The organism is Flavobacterium pectinovorum (genome assembly GCF_900142715.1).
Taxonomy (GTDB): domain Bacteria; phylum Bacteroidota; class Bacteroidia; order Flavobacteriales; family Flavobacteriaceae; genus Flavobacterium; species Flavobacterium pectinovorum.
Window position 1 is genome coordinate 128,643 of the sequence record NZ_FRBX01000002.1, and the last position, 14,497, is coordinate 143,139.

The 14,497-nt window shown below is 34.4% G+C and carries 15 protein-coding genes; 13 read left to right on the top strand and 2 right to left on the bottom strand.

The features are described from left to right. Positions 1-66: 66 nt before the first annotated feature. Positions 67-939 carry a helix-turn-helix domain-containing protein gene (locus BUE22_RS07185; RefSeq protein ID WP_042563598.1) on the bottom strand — a complete coding sequence of 291 codons (873 nt, stop codon included), beginning with the start codon at positions 937-939 and terminating at the stop codon, positions 67-69. A gap of 227 nt (positions 940-1,166) precedes the next feature. Between BUE22_RS07185 and hemA the strand changes: the two genes are divergently transcribed. From hemA to BUE22_RS07240, 11 genes are all read left to right on the top strand, one after another. Beyond that, positions 1,167-2,417, top strand: a complete 1,251-nt coding sequence (gene hemA, locus BUE22_RS07190; protein ID WP_042563599.1) for a glutamyl-tRNA reductase — start codon at positions 1,167-1,169, stop codon at positions 2,415-2,417. A gap of 107 nt (positions 2,418-2,524) precedes the next feature. Further along, on the top strand, positions 2,525-3,448 hold the full coding sequence (gene hemC, locus BUE22_RS07195) for a hydroxymethylbilane synthase (RefSeq protein WP_073394390.1): 924 nt from the start codon (positions 2,525-2,527) through the stop codon (positions 3,446-3,448). Next, complete coding sequence (locus BUE22_RS07200; RefSeq protein WP_073394391.1) at positions 3,448-4,113, top strand: uroporphyrinogen-III synthase; 666 nt, start codon at positions 3,448-3,450, stop codon at positions 4,111-4,113. The genes hemC and BUE22_RS07200 overlap by 1 nt, the downstream gene beginning before the upstream one ends. Positions 4,114-4,215: 102 nt before the next feature. Continuing rightward, positions 4,216-5,241 carry a uroporphyrinogen decarboxylase gene (hemE, locus tag BUE22_RS07205; protein WP_073394392.1) on the top strand — a complete coding sequence of 342 codons (1,026 nt, stop codon included), beginning with the start codon at positions 4,216-4,218 and terminating at the stop codon, positions 5,239-5,241. Positions 5,242-5,530: 289 nt separating this feature from the next. Then, entirely contained in the window at positions 5,531-5,923 is a 393-nt protein-coding gene (locus tag BUE22_RS07210) for a hypothetical protein (RefSeq protein WP_317043532.1), read from the top strand. A 140-nt stretch (positions 5,924-6,063) separates the two neighbouring features. After that, the gene (locus tag BUE22_RS07215) at positions 6,064-6,441 is read left to right on the top strand and encodes a hypothetical protein (protein WP_073394394.1); all 378 of its coding nucleotides are present in this window, start codon (positions 6,064-6,066) and stop codon (positions 6,439-6,441) included. A 2-nt stretch (positions 6,442-6,443) separates the two neighbouring features. Next, entirely contained in the window at positions 6,444-6,995 is a 552-nt protein-coding gene (locus BUE22_RS07220) for a GNAT family N-acetyltransferase (protein ID WP_073394395.1), read from the top strand. Then, on the top strand, positions 6,985-7,902 hold the full coding sequence (gene hemF / locus BUE22_RS07225) for an oxygen-dependent coproporphyrinogen oxidase (RefSeq protein ID WP_073394396.1): 918 nt from the start codon (positions 6,985-6,987) through the stop codon (positions 7,900-7,902). The genes BUE22_RS07220 and hemF overlap by 11 nt, the downstream gene beginning before the upstream one ends. Positions 7,903-8,030: 128 nt before the next feature. Further along, a complete protein-coding gene (locus tag BUE22_RS07230) occupies positions 8,031-8,918 on the top strand; it encodes a fructose bisphosphate aldolase (RefSeq protein ID WP_073395007.1) in 888 nt (295 codons plus the stop codon). 87 nt (positions 8,919-9,005) lie between these two features. Beyond that, entirely contained in the window at positions 9,006-9,998 is a 993-nt protein-coding gene (gene hemB / locus BUE22_RS07235) for a porphobilinogen synthase (RefSeq protein WP_073394397.1), read from the top strand. Between the two features lie 2 nt (positions 9,999-10,000). Continuing rightward, positions 10,001-10,405: a c-type cytochrome gene (locus BUE22_RS07240; protein ID WP_073394398.1), complete on the top strand. Its 405-nt coding sequence runs from the start codon at positions 10,001-10,003 to the stop codon at positions 10,403-10,405. A gap of 58 nt (positions 10,406-10,463) precedes the next feature. Here the strand turns inward: BUE22_RS07240 and BUE22_RS07245 are convergent, their stop codons facing one another. Beyond that, entirely contained in the window at positions 10,464-12,524 is a 2,061-nt protein-coding gene (locus BUE22_RS07245) for a M13 family metallopeptidase (RefSeq protein ID WP_073394399.1), read from the bottom strand. A 199-nt stretch (positions 12,525-12,723) separates the two neighbouring features. Here BUE22_RS07245 and BUE22_RS07250 point away from each other — a divergent pair, with 199 nt between their 5' ends. Then, entirely contained in the window at positions 12,724-13,650 is a 927-nt protein-coding gene (locus tag BUE22_RS07250) for a DMT family transporter (protein WP_073395008.1), read from the top strand. 138 nt (positions 13,651-13,788) lie between these two features. After that, the gene (locus tag BUE22_RS07255; RefSeq protein WP_042563610.1) at positions 13,789-14,454 is read left to right on the top strand and encodes an SCO family protein; all 666 of its coding nucleotides are present in this window, start codon (positions 13,789-13,791) and stop codon (positions 14,452-14,454) included. The last annotated feature ends 43 nt before the right edge of the window (positions 14,455-14,497 follow it).

The window sequence follows — 14,497 nt, forward strand, 5'->3', positions numbered from 1 at the left end:
TTCGCAGATTTAAAATTCGTGCTAATTTGTGAATCCCGATAGCTATCGAGAGTGGCCGACAAAAACCTAAACATTTGTATTAATCGACATCAAATATTTTTTTGGAGTTGTCGCAAACTTCTTTTTGAACGCCGCTATAAAGTGACTTCCTGTGCTGTAACCGATTTTCAATCCCACTTCGTTTACGTTATATGATCCGCTGTCCAACAATTTTCTGGCGAAATCCATTTTATAGTCAAAAAGGAAACCATAAACTGTATCTCCGTAAATTTGTTTGAAACCCATTTTTAGTTTTTTCAAATTCAAACCAATTTCGTCTGCGAGTTCTTGTAATCCTGGCGGTTCAGCCATATTGGCGATGATAATTTCTTTTGCTTTTCGAATCTTCAAAACGTTGTCTTCATCAATTAAAAACGGACATTGTTCTGCGTTTGGATCTTCGGTTCTGTTAAAATACAAACTCAACAATTCGTATCCTTTCCCTTTATAATAAAGGTTTTTTATGGATGGATGAAGGTTATAATGAAACAGCTGACTTAGCACAATAGCCATTGAAGGACTAATATTTCCTTCGTTATAATATTTTTTGTCCTTATTATCAGGACTTAAAAAAGTAATATAATCTGCTTCTGCAGAAAACAACGCGTGAAATTTCTTGATCGATACAATTACAGAAATGACCCATGAATTTGGAGCCAACTCCAAATTCAACGGTAATTCTTTTTGTGGATTGTATAAAAGCAGCGATTTTTCTTCCTTTAAATCTAAAGCGTAAGTGCCTTGATTAAACAAGAATTTAGCATTGCCTTTTATCCCGAAGTGAAACTGTATCAGACCACTACCAACTTCGTGCTGTCCAAAAAATGGTTCTGAACTATCGTTTTGAAAACGAATAAGCGTAAAGTCGTCTTCAATTTTTATAATTTCCTGAGAACTCATAGCGATATTTTTTTAAAACTAAAATCATAATAAATTCGAAATGTTATTTAGAATCACTCTAAACAAATCATTTCTAACAACTTGATTTTGCTACAAAAATACTTCTTTTTGCATAAAAACAGACGTTTAGAAACAAAAAAACATGCAGCGATACAAAAAGTACTTTTAGCGTTACTTTTATAAACACTATAATGATAATTTTGTTGCACTTTTATGAAAGTAGATTTATGGAAAACAATAACGCACCGAAACACCTATATTTTTATTCAGTTGGTCTGAGTTATAAAAAAGCTGATGCTGAGGTTAGAGGTCAATTTAGTTTGGATGCAGTTGCAAAAACGCGTTTGCTGGAACAGGCTAAAACAGAAGGAATAGAAAGTTTAATTGTCACTTCGACTTGCAACAGAACCGAAATCTACGGTTTTGCTGAACACCCTTTTCAATTAATAAAACTTATTTGCGATAATAGTAACGGATCTGTAGATGCTTTCCAAAAAGTGGGATTCGTTTATAAGAATCAGGAAGCGATAAATCATTTGTTTCGCGTAGGAACTGGTTTAGACAGTCAGATTCTTGGCGATTTTGAAATTATATCTCAAATCAAAACCAGTTTTACACATTCTAAATCAATGGGTTTAGCCAATACTTTTATGGAAAGATTGGTTAACGCTGTAATTCAGGCGAGCAAAAAAATCAAGAACGAAACAGAAATTAGTTCCGGCGCGACTTCGGTTTCTTTTGCATCGGTTCAATACATTATCAAAAATGTAGAGGATATCGGTAATAAAAACATTTTACTTTTCGGAACAGGAAAAATTGGAAGAAATACTTGCGAAAATCTGGTAAAACATACTAAAAACGAACACATTACTTTAATCAACAGAACGAAAGACAAAGCTGAGAAATTGGCCGGAAAACTAAATTTGATTGTTAAAGATTATTCAGAATTGCATTTAGAACTTCAAAAAGCTGATGTTGTGGTTGTCGCAACTGGCGCACAAAACCCAACGGTTGATAAAGCGATTTTAAATCTTAAAAAACCTTTATTGATTCTGGATTTATCGATTCCGAAAAACGTTCATGAAAATGTTGAGGAATTAGAAGGTGTAACTTTGATTCATATGGATTATTTGTCTCAATTGACAGATGAAACTTTGGAAAACAGAAAATTACATATTCCTGCTGCTGAAGCTATTATTGAAGAAATCAAAGAAGAATTTGTAACCTGGACAAAAGGACGAAAATTTGCTCCTACTATAAATGCTTTAAAAGAAAAACTGAATGCTATTAAAGTTTCAGAATTAGATTTTCAAAGCAGAAAAATTGCCGATTTTAATGAAGCCCAGGCTGAAATTATCAGCAACCGAATTATTCAAAAAATCACTACACATTTTGCCAATCATTTAAAAGACGACGACACCATGGTCGATGAAAGCATCGAATGGATCGAAAAAGTCTTTAAAATAAAAGCATCTTAAAAACATAATTTTCCACCATATAAGTTATATAAGTTCATTTAACTATAGTTATTTACGCATTGCTTAAATTTACTTATATAACTTATATGGTGAAGAAAAAGTAAAACATGGCTGAAAAAACAATCAGAATAGGAACACGCGATAGCGAATTGGCACTTTGGCAAGCACATACTGTCGAGAAAAAATTAAACGATTTAGGTTATAAAACCTCAATTGTTGCGGTTAAATCTCAAGGTGATATTATTCTGGATAAACCTTTGTACGAACTTGGGATTACCGGAATTTTTACTAAAACTCTTGACATTGCTATGATTAACGGCGATTGTGACATTGCAGTTCATTCGATGAAAGATGTTCCAACGGCTTTACCAAAAGGAATTGTTCAGGCTGCGGTTTTAGAAAGAGCCAATGTTTTGGACATTTTAGTTCATAAAGGAAATCCTGATTTCGCAAATCCAAGTACTATTGCAACCGGAAGTTTGCGTCGTCAGGCTCAATGGTTCAATAAATACCCAAATCATACAGTAGTTGATTTACGCGGAAACGTAAATACCCGCATGCAAAAACTACAGGACAATAATTGGGACGGAGCTGTTTTTGCTGCTGCAGGTTTGGAGCGCATTAACCTGAAACCAGAAAATTATATCAATTTAGATTGGATGATTCCCGCGCCGGCACAAGGAGCAATGCTCGTTGTGGCAATGGAAAATGACAATTATACACTCGACGCACTTTCACAATTAAATGATATTGAAACTGAAATCTGTACTTATATTGAACGTCAGTTTTTAAGAACGCTGGAAGGCGGTTGTACCGCGCCAATTGGGGCTTTGGTTCTATATAATGAAGATGAGGACACTTTGCATTTTCAAGGCATTTTACTTTCTGTTGATGGAAAGCAAAAATTGGAAATCGAAAAAACCGTTGATATTTCAGAATGGAAAAAATTAGGTTTTCATTCAGCACAGGAAATTTTAAATAATGGCGGAGCCGAATTGATGGCATCTATTAAAGACTCTCTTAAAAAGTAATGGCAAAATCAATTCAAATATTATCTACAAAAAAGCTATCGGGCGAACAAAAACAAGCATTGATAAAAGCCAATCTTGAAGTTATTGATACTGATTTCATTCAGACTCAAAATAAATCTTTCGAGTTAAAAGACCTCAACGACAATTTGATTTTTACGAGTCAAAATGCGGTTCATAGTGTTTTATCTGATCCAAAATCAGAACAGCTCAAAAGTAAAAACGTTTTTTGCGTTGGTTTAAAAACAAAAATTCTTTTATCTGAAAGTGGCTTTAATGTTGTCGCTTACACTGGTTATGCTTCAGATTTAGCCGAAATTATCACTTTGATTTACCGCAATGAAAGTTATACTTTTTTCAGCGGAAACCTTCGCAGAGAAACATTGCCTCAGGCTTTAAAAGAAGCCGATGTAAAATTCAACGAGATTAAGGTTTATGATACTTCATTAACGCCTCAGAAAATAAAAACAGCCGTTGATGCCATTTTATTTTTTAGTCCGTCTGGCGTTGAAAGTTATTTGAAAGAGAATACAATCAAAAAAGAAACCTGCTTTTGTATTGGAGAAACCACCGCAGAAGCTTTACATAAAATCACAAAAAACATCATCATTGCAGATCAGCCAACAGTTGAAGATGTAATTGAGGATGTAATTGAAGAATATAAATAACATATACGCTTCCTGCAAGGTTTTCAAAACCTTGTAGGTTTAAATAAATAAACAACAATACCTACAAGGTTTTGAAAACCTTGCAGGATAAATAAATAAAAGATGTTAAAAAACGACCTATTTTTAAAAGCACTTAAAGGAGAAACTGTTCAACGTCCGCCAGTATGGATGATGCGTCAAGCCGGAAGATATTTACCTGAATTTATCGCTTTGCGTGATAAATATGATTTCTTTACCCGTTGTCAAACTCCTGAATTAGCAGCAGAAATCACAGTTCAGCCAATTCGTAGAATCGCTCCGGATGCTGCTATTTTATTCTCTGATATTCTAGTTGTTCCGCAAGCAATGGGAATTGAAGTGTTGATGAAAGAAAATTTTGGTCCGTTTTTACCAAATCCAATTCGTTCGTTGGCTGATGTTCATAGAGTTTACGTTCCGGACATTCAGGAAAGTTTAGGTTATGTAATGGATGCCATTAAATTGACTAAAGAAATGCTGAACGACGAAGTGCCATTAATTGGTTTCGCTGGTTCGCCTTGGACAATTTTCTGCTATGCTGTTGAAGGAAAAGGCTCTAAAAGTTTTGATACTGCAAAAGGTTTCTGTTTCTCAAACCCGGCTGCAGCACATACATTATTACAAAAAATTACAGATACAACCATTTTATATTTAAAAGAAAAAGTAAAAGCAGGAGTTGATGCCGTTCAGATTTTTGATTCTTGGGGAGGAATGCTTTCTCCGGTTGATTATCAGGAATTTTCATGGAAATACATTAACCAAATCGTTGAAGCTTTGGCTGATCATGCTCCGGTTATTGTTTTCGGAAAAGGGTGTTGGTTTGCTCTTGGCGAAATGGGTAAAAGTAGAGCTTCGGCACTTGGAGTAGACTGGACATGTTCAGCTAGAAATGCGCGTTACTTGTCTGGTGGAAACATTACTTTACAAGGAAACTTTGATCCGTCAAGATTGCTTTCTCCAATTCCAACTATCAAAAAAATGGTTCACGAAATGATCGACGAATTCGGAAAAGATAAATATGTTGTAAATTTAGGTCACGGAATTTTGCCAAATATTCCTGTAGATCACGCAAAAGCGTTTATTGACGCGGTTAAGGAATATAATCAATAGTATATTCAGCAGCAGTTTGCTTTCCTGCAAGGTTTCCAAAACCTTGTAGGTATAAAACACACGGCGCTTAGAAATGAGCAGACCTACAAGGTTTTGGAAACCTTGCAGGACGAAAAGAATACTAACAAATATGAAGTTGGAGGTTTTAGAGAAGGATTGTTATTATCACATTTATAATCGTGGGATTAATGGAATAAATATTTTTGAAAGTGATGACAATAAAATTTATTTCTTAAAGCAGATTACAAAGTATCTGTCTGATAAGATTTCAGTTTTTGCTTATTGTCTAATGAATAATCATTTTCATTTAGTCATTCGATTAAACTATGAAGAGAAAGAAGTTACACAAGCCTTTTCAAACTTGTTTAACTCTTATGCAAAAGCTTTCAATAAACAGACAAACAGAACAGGAAGTTTATTCGAAAAGCATTTTAAAAGAATAAAATTAAACGACGAAAATTATTTAAGACATTTGATAATTTATGTTCATTTGAATCCTAAACATCATTTTGATCTTGATTTTAAGGATTTCAGATTTTCATCTTATCGCGCTTTTTTATCTGATAAAGAGACAAAAATAGAACGTGAAGAGGTTTTAAATTTATTTAGTGATATTGAAAATTTCATTTTTTGTCATAACCAAAAGAATGATTTTTTAAACGAAACTTATACTTTTGAATGATTCATTTCTCGTCCTGCAAGGTTTTCAAAACCTTGTAGGTCTAAGTTAGAGATAATCAAAATCTTTTTTTAGTAGATAACGCAAATAATAAATACCTACAAGGTTTTGGAAACCTTGCAGGAAACTCAAACTGAATAAATATGCTCAACAAAGGTTTAAGAGACGAAGAAGCGATTAGAATTGACAATGTCCTGAAAACATTGCGCTCGCTTGACTTTGTACCTCAGCCTTTTACAAACGATTCAAAATTCGATATCGAAAATCAATTAAAAGAATTCGGTTTAAACGTTCAAACTTTAATTGATTATCAAAATGAAGAATTAATAACATTATTAACTCGCTGTCATTTAGATTTCAATCAATTAGAACTATTTGCTGATTTTTTGATGGACTTTTCTAAAGTCGAAAACTACAATTTTGAACATAAAGCTTTGGCTATTTATCAATATATTCAGCAGGAAAGCAAGGTTTTTTCTTTTGGGATAAATGCTAAAATCGCTTCGGCTAAAAACAAATAAAAATGAGTTTTACAGATTGGAAAATAGAAACGATTAACAACATTCTTCCGGAAGAGTTTTATAACCTTATCGAAAAGAATAAAAATCACATCGCTAAAACATTTCCGGTTACTTTAGAACACACTGCCGATTTAGAAAAAACCAAACAATTTATTGCTTTAAACCAGAATAAGGAAAACCACAAAGAAGGTTACTTTTTTTATCCCAGGGATATAAATACCAATGTTTTGATTGGCTATTTATGCATAAAAAGCATAGATAACCAAAAAGCAAAATGCGAATTGGGTTATTTTGTTGATGAAGATTATCAGGGAAAAGGAATTATCTCCAAATTGGTTTCAGAAACATTAGCTTTTTGTTTCAATACTCTAAAAATGAATAAGGTTTTTATCTGCACTTCAAAAATCAATACTGCAAGTCAGCAAATTGCCTTGAAACATCATTTTAAACAAGAAGGAATATTACGAGAAGAATTTAAAAGCAGCGACGGAACATTAGAAGATGTCGTTTATTTTGGATTGTTAAAATCAGAATACAATACACATGAAAGATAAATTTTACGCATACATACAAAATCTACAAGACCAAATCTGTGCCGGATTAGAAGCTGTTGACGGAACTGCAAAATTCCGTGAAGATCTTTGGAAACGCCCGGAAGGCGGCGGCGGAAGAACACGTGTAATTGAAAACGGTCCCGAAGGCTCGGGAGTTTTTGAAAAAGGCGGTGTAAACATCTCAGCCGTTCATGGAAAACTTCCTGAAGCAATGCAGAAAATGTTTGGCGTTGGCGAAGCAGATTTTTTTGCCTGCGGATTAAGTTTGGTTATTCATCCTAAAAACCCCATGGTTCCTACCGTGCACGCCAATTGGCGATATTTTGAAATGTATGATGAACATGGAAAAGTAATCGAACAATGGTTTGGTGGCGGACAGGATTTAACGCCTTATTATTTGTTTGAAGAAGATGCTACTCACTTTCATCAAACGTGTAAAACCGCTTGTGACAAACATAATACTGAGTTTTATCCAAAATATAAAAAACAATGCGATGCTTATTTTTGGAATGCGCACAGAAACGAAGCCCGCGGAATTGGCGGTTTGTTCTTTGATTATTGCAAAGCAAATGAGCAAATGTCTATGGAAGACTGGTTCAATTTTGTATCTGAAGTTGGGAATAGTTTCTTAGAGGCTTATGTTCCTATTGTTGAGAAAAGAAAAACATTAGAATATACTCCAGAAAACAGAAACTGGCAGGAAATTCGTCGTGGCCGTTATGTGGAGTTTAATTTGGTTCATGACAAAGGCACTTTATTCGGTTTAAAAACCAACGGAAGAATTGAGAGTATTTTAATGAGTTTGCCTCCGCATGTACAATGGGTTTACGATCATCATGCTGAAGCGGGAAGTGAAGAAGAAAAACTGGTAAATGTATTGGAAAATCCGCGTGAGTGGATTTCATAATTTAACTAATATCCATTAACACAGAAACATATATTTAAATTGTAATTTAGAGATTCTCTTTCAAACAAATTTTGAGGCAAGGGAAACTAACATCAAATTAATCTAAAATTTAAAATATTATGGCAAAAATAAACCAGACACAGTTAGAACGCATGCATTCCGGTAAAGGATTTATCGCTGCATTAGATCAAAGTGGCGGAAGCACGCCAAAAGCATTATCGCAATATGGCGTTCAAGAAAGCGCTTATACAAATGACGAAGAAATGTACACACTTGTGCATGAAATGAGAACCCGAATTATTAAAAGTCCTGCTTTTGATAGCGAATATATCCTTGGTGCTATTTTATTTGAAAACACAATGGACCGTAAAATTGACGGACAATGGACCGCCGATTATTTATGGGACAACAAAAACATAGTTCCGTTCTTAAAAGTCGATAAAGGACTTGCTGATCTTGCAAATGGTGTACAGTTGATGAAACCTATTGCAAATTTAGATGAATTATTAACTCGTGCTGTAGAAAGAAATGTTTTTGGCACTAAGATGCGTTCTCTTATAAAACAAGCAAATGCCGTTGGAATTCGTGAAGTAGTCGAACAGCAATTTGCAGTTGGTAAACAAATCTTCGAAAAAGGACTTGTACCAATCATTGAACCTGAAGTTGATATTTATAGCGCTGATAAAGAAAAATCAGAAGAAATTCTAAAGGAAGAAATCAAAAAACAACTTGACTTATTAGATAAAGATGTAAAAGTAATGTTGAAATTGTCTATTCCAACAGTAGATGACTTTTATAGTGAATTGATGTCTGACCCACATGTTGTGCGTGTTGTAGCTTTGTCTGGCGGATATGCTCAGGAAGAAGCCAACCAAAAATTAGCGCAAAACCACGGATTGATTGCAAGTTTTTCCCGTGCATTGTCTGAAGGGCTTTCTGCTGGTCAATCTGATAATGATTTTAATAATATGCTTGGTAAAACAATTAAAGAAATTTACGCTGCTTCTATTACATAAAAAGTTACAATATAAAATAGGCTTGTAGATTTAGAAATCTTATATCAATCTAAAATCTACAGTCTAAAATCTAAAATTTAAAATATTATGTTCCCATTACAAAGAAACCGCCGTTTAAGAACAAATGAATCAATTCGTTCATTAGTTCGCGAAACTAGTTTAAGTCCGCAAGATTTTATGCTTCCGATGTTTGTTGCAGAAGGAAAAGATGTAAAAGTTGCTATTCCCTCAATGCCTGGCATTTATCGTCATTCATTGGATAATACGATTAAAGAAGTAAAGGAAGCTTGGGATTTAGGCATTAAAGCGGTTAATATTTACGTAAAAGTAAGCGACAATCTTAAAGATAATAAAGGGGGTGAAGCGTGGAATAAAGATGGTTTAATGCAACAAACCATTCGTGCTATAAAAGATGCTGTTCCAGAGATGATTGTTATGCCAGATGTGGCTCTTGATCCTTATTCAATTTATGGTCATGACGGAATTATAGAAAACGGTCAATTGGTAAACGATGCTACTGTTGATGCATTAACCCGAATGAGTTTAAGCCACGCTGAAGCCGGAGCCGATTTTGTAGCGCCAAGCGACATGATGGATGGACGCGTTTTGGCGATTAGAAAAGCATTGGAAGAAAACGGACATCACAATGTGGGAATCATGAGTTACAGTGCAAAATATGCTTCGGCATTTTATGGTCCTTTTCGTGATGCCCTGGATTCTGCTCCGGTAGATTCTCAAAATATTCCTAAGGATAAAAAAACATACCAAATGGATTATGCTAATCGAATTGAAGGAATTCGTGAAGCTTTATTGGATGTTGAAGAAGGTGCTGATATTGTAATGGTAAAACCCGGAATCGCTTATTTGGATATTGTTCGGGAGGTAAAAAATGCCGTTCATGTTCCGGTTGCGGTTTACCAGGTATCTGGTGAGTACGCTATGGTAAAGGCCGCAGCAGAAAGAGGATGGCTTGATCATGACAAAATTATGCTAGAGCAACTTTATTGCATTAAGCGTGCAGGAGCAAGTATTATATCAACTTATTTTGCAAAAGAAGCTGCAGTAATTTTAAATAAATAATAATGAAGAAAGAAGTATTATTCTTATCTGCTGTATTAGCTTTAGCATCCTGTAAAAAAGAAGTAGCCGAAAATATCGATCAAAATTCAACAGAATCTTATTCTGAAGGAGAATCGGCAAAAGCCAAAACACCTGAAGCTTTAGGAAAAGAAATTTTTGAAGGAAAAGGAAATTGTACTGCCTGCCATCAGGTTGATCAAAAAATAATTGGCCCGAGTATTCAGGAAATTGCCAAAATGTACAAGGATAAAAATGCAGATATTATTACGTTCCTAAAAGGAAACGCAGAACCAATTGTAGATCCAAGTCAATTTGATGTTATGAAAACCAATTTTCCGGTTACAAAAGCAATGTCTGACGAAGAATTAAAAGCTATTGAAACTTATATTTACAGTAATCTTAAGTAAATCAAATTTATAAATACAAAAAGGGCGCTAAATTAGCGCCCTTTTCTATATTATCATTTTACCAGATTTTAACTCGTTTCTCTGGTTCAATATACATTTTATCTCCTTTTTTGATTCCGAATGCCTGATAAAAAACATCCACATTCTGAATAGGAACAATTGCTCTGTACATTCCCGGCGAATGCGGATCTGTTTTTACCTGATTCTTAATAGCTTCGTCTCTTGATTTTGTTCTCCAAACCGTAGCCCATGAAATAAAGAAACGCTGTTCCGGAGTAAATCCGTCAATTAAACCCGGATTTCCATTTTCTTTCAGGTACAATTGCAAACCATCATAAGCAGCATTCACTCCTCCCAAATCACCAATGTTTTCGCCTAACGTAAATTTACCATCAACATGAATTCCCGGTAACGGTTCCAAGGCACTGTATTGATTAGCAAGAGCCGTTCCTAATTCTGTAAATTGTTTTAAATCATCAGCCGTCCACCAGTCAACAAGATTTCCATCTGCGTTGTAACGTGCACCCGAATCATCAAAACCATGTGAGATTTCATGCCCGATAACAGCACCAATTCCACCATAATTTACTGCTTCATCAGCCTGGTAATTATAGAATGGCGGTTGTAAAATAGCTGCAGGAAACACAATCTCATTGTATGATGGATTGTAATAAGCATTTACAGTTTGTGGAGACATTCCCCACTCCGTTTTATCAACCGGTTTTCCTAATTTAGCAACACTTTCCTGATAACTCCATTTTGATGCATTTTTTATATTATCAAAATAGGTTCCTCCTTCACTAACATTTTTTATTTCTAATGCTGAATAGTCTTTCCATTTATCAGGATAACCAATCTTAATCGTGATTTTATTTAATTTTTGAATCGCTTTTTCTTTGGTTTCTTTAGACATCCAAGGCAAGGCGTTGATACGATTTTGATAAGCCAAAATCACATTCTGAATCATTTTTTGTGCTTTCTCTTTTGCTTCAGCAGGAAACAATTTCTCAACATACAGTTTTCCTAAAGCTTCACCGGTAGTCTGATTGATTACTTGTAGCGCTAATTCTTCTCTCGGACGTTGCTTTAAGGCTCCTGTTAATGTTTTTCCGTAGAAATCAAAATTTGCATTTTCAATTTCTGTCGTTAAAGTTGATGTAGATTTATTTAATGCACACCATTTTAGATATTCTTTCCAGTCTGCTACTTTTTTTTCTGTGAAAGTTTTTTCCAAAGCTGCCATATAACGTGGCTGCTGCACATTTACTGTATCGAGTTTTGCCATTCCAATTCCGGCAAAATATTTATCCCATTGAATCGAAGGTGTAGTTTTCTTTAAATCAGCAATAGCAGTTGGGTTGTATTGTTTTCTGCGATCTCTGCGCTCCACACGATCCAGTCTTGGAGCAGACATTTCAGTTTCAAGAGCCAAAATTTGTTTTGCACTTTCTTTTGCCTTTGCAGGAGATTCTCCTATAAACTGCATCATTCGGGCAATATGAAGTTCATATTTTTCACGTTTTTCTTTAGAGTCTTTATCATCAGAATTGTAATAATCCTTATCTGATAATCCCAAACGTCCCGGACTAATATTTACAGCATAAACATTACTGTTTTTTGCATTTGCTCCAATGTAAATACTAAAGAAACCAATTCCTCCCTGAGGTTCCATTTCTATTAAGAAATTTTGCAAATCGGCAACGTTTTTAATAGCGTCAATTTTCTTTAAATAAGGCTGAAGCGGCGTAACTCCTCTTTTATTTCTGCCAACTGTATCAAGAATCGTATTGTATAAAGCAACCGCTTTTCCCTGATCTGTATTTGATTTGTATTTAGGATCTTTGGAAGCTTCTTTTAAAATAGCCAATGAATTATCATCTGTTCGTTGACGCAATTCATTAAAACTCCCCCAGGAAGTTCGATCACTCGGAATTTCGGTTTTATCCAACCAGGTTCCGTTTACGTAACGAAAAAAGTCTTCTCCCGGACTAATTTTAGTATTCATGTATGAAACATTAATTCCAGGTTCGGTGGTATTTGCCTTTTGAGCCTTAACTGCTGTTAATGATAACATTGCCGAAAAAGCACAAAATAATGGTTTGCTAAGTTGCTTATTCATTTTTGTGTATGTTTTTAGTCTATCTACAAACATATTGCTATTATTTCAAACTTTATGTTAAAATTACGCGATAATCTATCGTAAGTTTTTTAATGCAAATAATTCATCTGTTTCAGCAAATAAATTCATGAATAAATCTTTTCATTTTGAAGTTTAATTGAATTTGTTTTTGGAATATTTGTCTGAAGAATTAATCAAAATGAAAGCAAAAATTCAAAATGCATTTTCGGGAAAAATTGAAGCCATCGGACTTCCGATTCTGGCTGTATGCTGGGTGAGTTTCTTTTGGGGAACAACTTGGCTTGCCTCAAAAGAAGGCGTAAAACACATGCCGGGTTTGCAACTTGCTACTATTCGTCAGTTTTTAGGCGGGATTTTATACATCGTTTATTTTATCCTGAAAAAAGAACCATGGCCAAAAGGCAAACAATGGCGGACCATTCTGGTTTTGGCAATTTTGAATTTTGCTTTAAGCAATGGATTAAGTACCTGGGGTGTAAAATATATCAGCAGCGGATTAGGCGCCATTATAAGTGCGATATTTCCAATCTGGATTATCATGATTAATTTTTTTCATGGTGAAAGAATTGCAAAATTGGCCGTAACGGGAATTTTAATATGCTTTGGCGGAATTTGTATTATTTTCATCGACCATCTGGGAGACTTCTTTAAGGCAGATTTTCAATTCGGGATTATCTTAACTATTGTTTCGACAATAACATGGGCTTTCGGGATTTTACATACTAAGAAAAAAGCGGCAAGTTTTAATCCGTATTTTAGTTTGGGGTTGCAAATGTTTATTTCGAGTATTATACTTTTGGTTATTACAGAAGCTTCGGGAACTAATATTCCTTTGAGTGAAATTCCATCAGAATCCTGGTTTTCTATTGGCTATCTGGTTATTATCGGTTCAGTTTTAACTTTTATTGCTTTTATATATTCGCTGCAGCATCTTCCAACAGAAATTAGCAGTATTTATGTTTACATTAATCCAATTGTGGCGATGGTTTTAGGCGCTATTATTTTCGGCGAAAGCCTAACTTCTGCCATTGCTGTAGGCGTTGTTGTTACTTTGATTGGATTGTATCTTGTAAATAAATCTATCAGAAAAACTAAAGTAAAATGAATCGCCACGAATTCACGAATTAAATTTATAATCTAAAATAACATTCGCGAATTCGTGACCAACTATACAGCTGTTAAAAAGAGTTATAATTACAGTTTTTAAAAAGTGCTTTTTGTATTTTTGCGACAAATTATTTTTATGAAATCGTTTCTTTATAAATACCGCAAATTCTTTATTGTTTTAATTCTTTTTTCGGTTGTCACTATATCCCTATTTTATTCGGCTTTAAAGCCACAAAAAACTTTACCAATTTACAATCCGGCCGATGTAAACCCAGAATTGGTTGATAGCACTGTTCAGTACAAAAGCAAATATCATACAATTGCTGATTTTTCTTTTGTGAATCAAAACGGCGATACGATTACTCAGAAAAATTACGAGGGAAAAATTTATGTTGCTGATTTCTTCTTTACAACCTGCGGATCTATTTGTCCAAAAATGACAACCAATCTTGAAGAAGTTCAAAAAGCGGTTTTGAATAATCCAAAAGTAATGTTATTGTCCCATACCGTTTTCCCGGAAGTTGACAGTATTCCGGTTTTAAAAGAGTATGCTATAAAACATCATGTTGTAGACAGTAAATGGAATTTGGTTACCGGCGATAAAAAAGATATTTATACGATGGCACGAAAATCGTATTTGGCTGTAAAATTGGGCAGACCAGATCAACTTTATGATATGGTGCATACAGAGAATTTTGTTCTGGTAGATCAAAAACGTCGTGTTCGCGGATTTTATGACGGAACAAACAAAGAAGAAATGAAACGTCTTTTGGAAGACATTGATTTCTTGTCTAAAGAGTAAAATCCCTTATTTTTAGAAAGATTTAGCATATTCAAAAGTGTTA

What these genes read in the sequence shown, in the direction of transcription:
- BUE22_RS07185 (WP_042563598.1), bottom strand. Translation starts at nt 939, where the DNA reads ATGAGTTCTCAGGAAATTATAAAAATTGAAGACGACTTTACGCTTATT.
- BUE22_RS07220 (WP_073394395.1), top strand. Translation starts at nt 6,444, where the DNA reads ATGAGTTTTACAGATTGGAAAATAGAAACGATTAACAACATTCTTCCG.
- hemA (WP_042563599.1), top strand. Translation starts at nt 1,167, where the DNA reads ATGGAAAACAATAACGCACCGAAACACCTATATTTTTATTCAGTTGGT.
- BUE22_RS07255 (WP_042563610.1), top strand. Translation starts at nt 13,789, where the DNA reads ATGAAATCGTTTCTTTATAAATACCGCAAATTCTTTATTGTTTTAATT.
- BUE22_RS07215 (WP_073394394.1), top strand. Translation starts at nt 6,064, where the DNA reads ATGCTCAACAAAGGTTTAAGAGACGAAGAAGCGATTAGAATTGACAAT.
- hemC (WP_073394390.1), top strand. Translation starts at nt 2,525, where the DNA reads ATGGCTGAAAAAACAATCAGAATAGGAACACGCGATAGCGAATTGGCA.
- BUE22_RS07250 (WP_073395008.1), top strand. Translation starts at nt 12,724, where the DNA reads ATGAAAGCAAAAATTCAAAATGCATTTTCGGGAAAAATTGAAGCCATC.
- BUE22_RS07200 (WP_073394391.1), top strand. Translation starts at nt 3,448, where the DNA reads ATGGCAAAATCAATTCAAATATTATCTACAAAAAAGCTATCGGGCGAA.
- hemB (WP_073394397.1), top strand. Translation starts at nt 9,006, where the DNA reads ATGTTCCCATTACAAAGAAACCGCCGTTTAAGAACAAATGAATCAATT.
- hemE (WP_073394392.1), top strand. Translation starts at nt 4,216, where the DNA reads ATGTTAAAAAACGACCTATTTTTAAAAGCACTTAAAGGAGAAACTGTT.
- BUE22_RS07245 (WP_073394399.1), bottom strand. Translation starts at nt 12,524, where the DNA reads ATGAATAAGCAACTTAGCAAACCATTATTTTGTGCTTTTTCGGCAATG.
- BUE22_RS07240 (WP_073394398.1), top strand. Translation starts at nt 10,001, where the DNA reads ATGAAGAAAGAAGTATTATTCTTATCTGCTGTATTAGCTTTAGCATCC.
- BUE22_RS07210 (WP_317043532.1), top strand. Translation starts at nt 5,531, where the DNA reads ATGAATAATCATTTTCATTTAGTCATTCGATTAAACTATGAAGAGAAA.
- hemF (WP_073394396.1), top strand. Translation starts at nt 6,985, where the DNA reads ATGAAAGATAAATTTTACGCATACATACAAAATCTACAAGACCAAATC.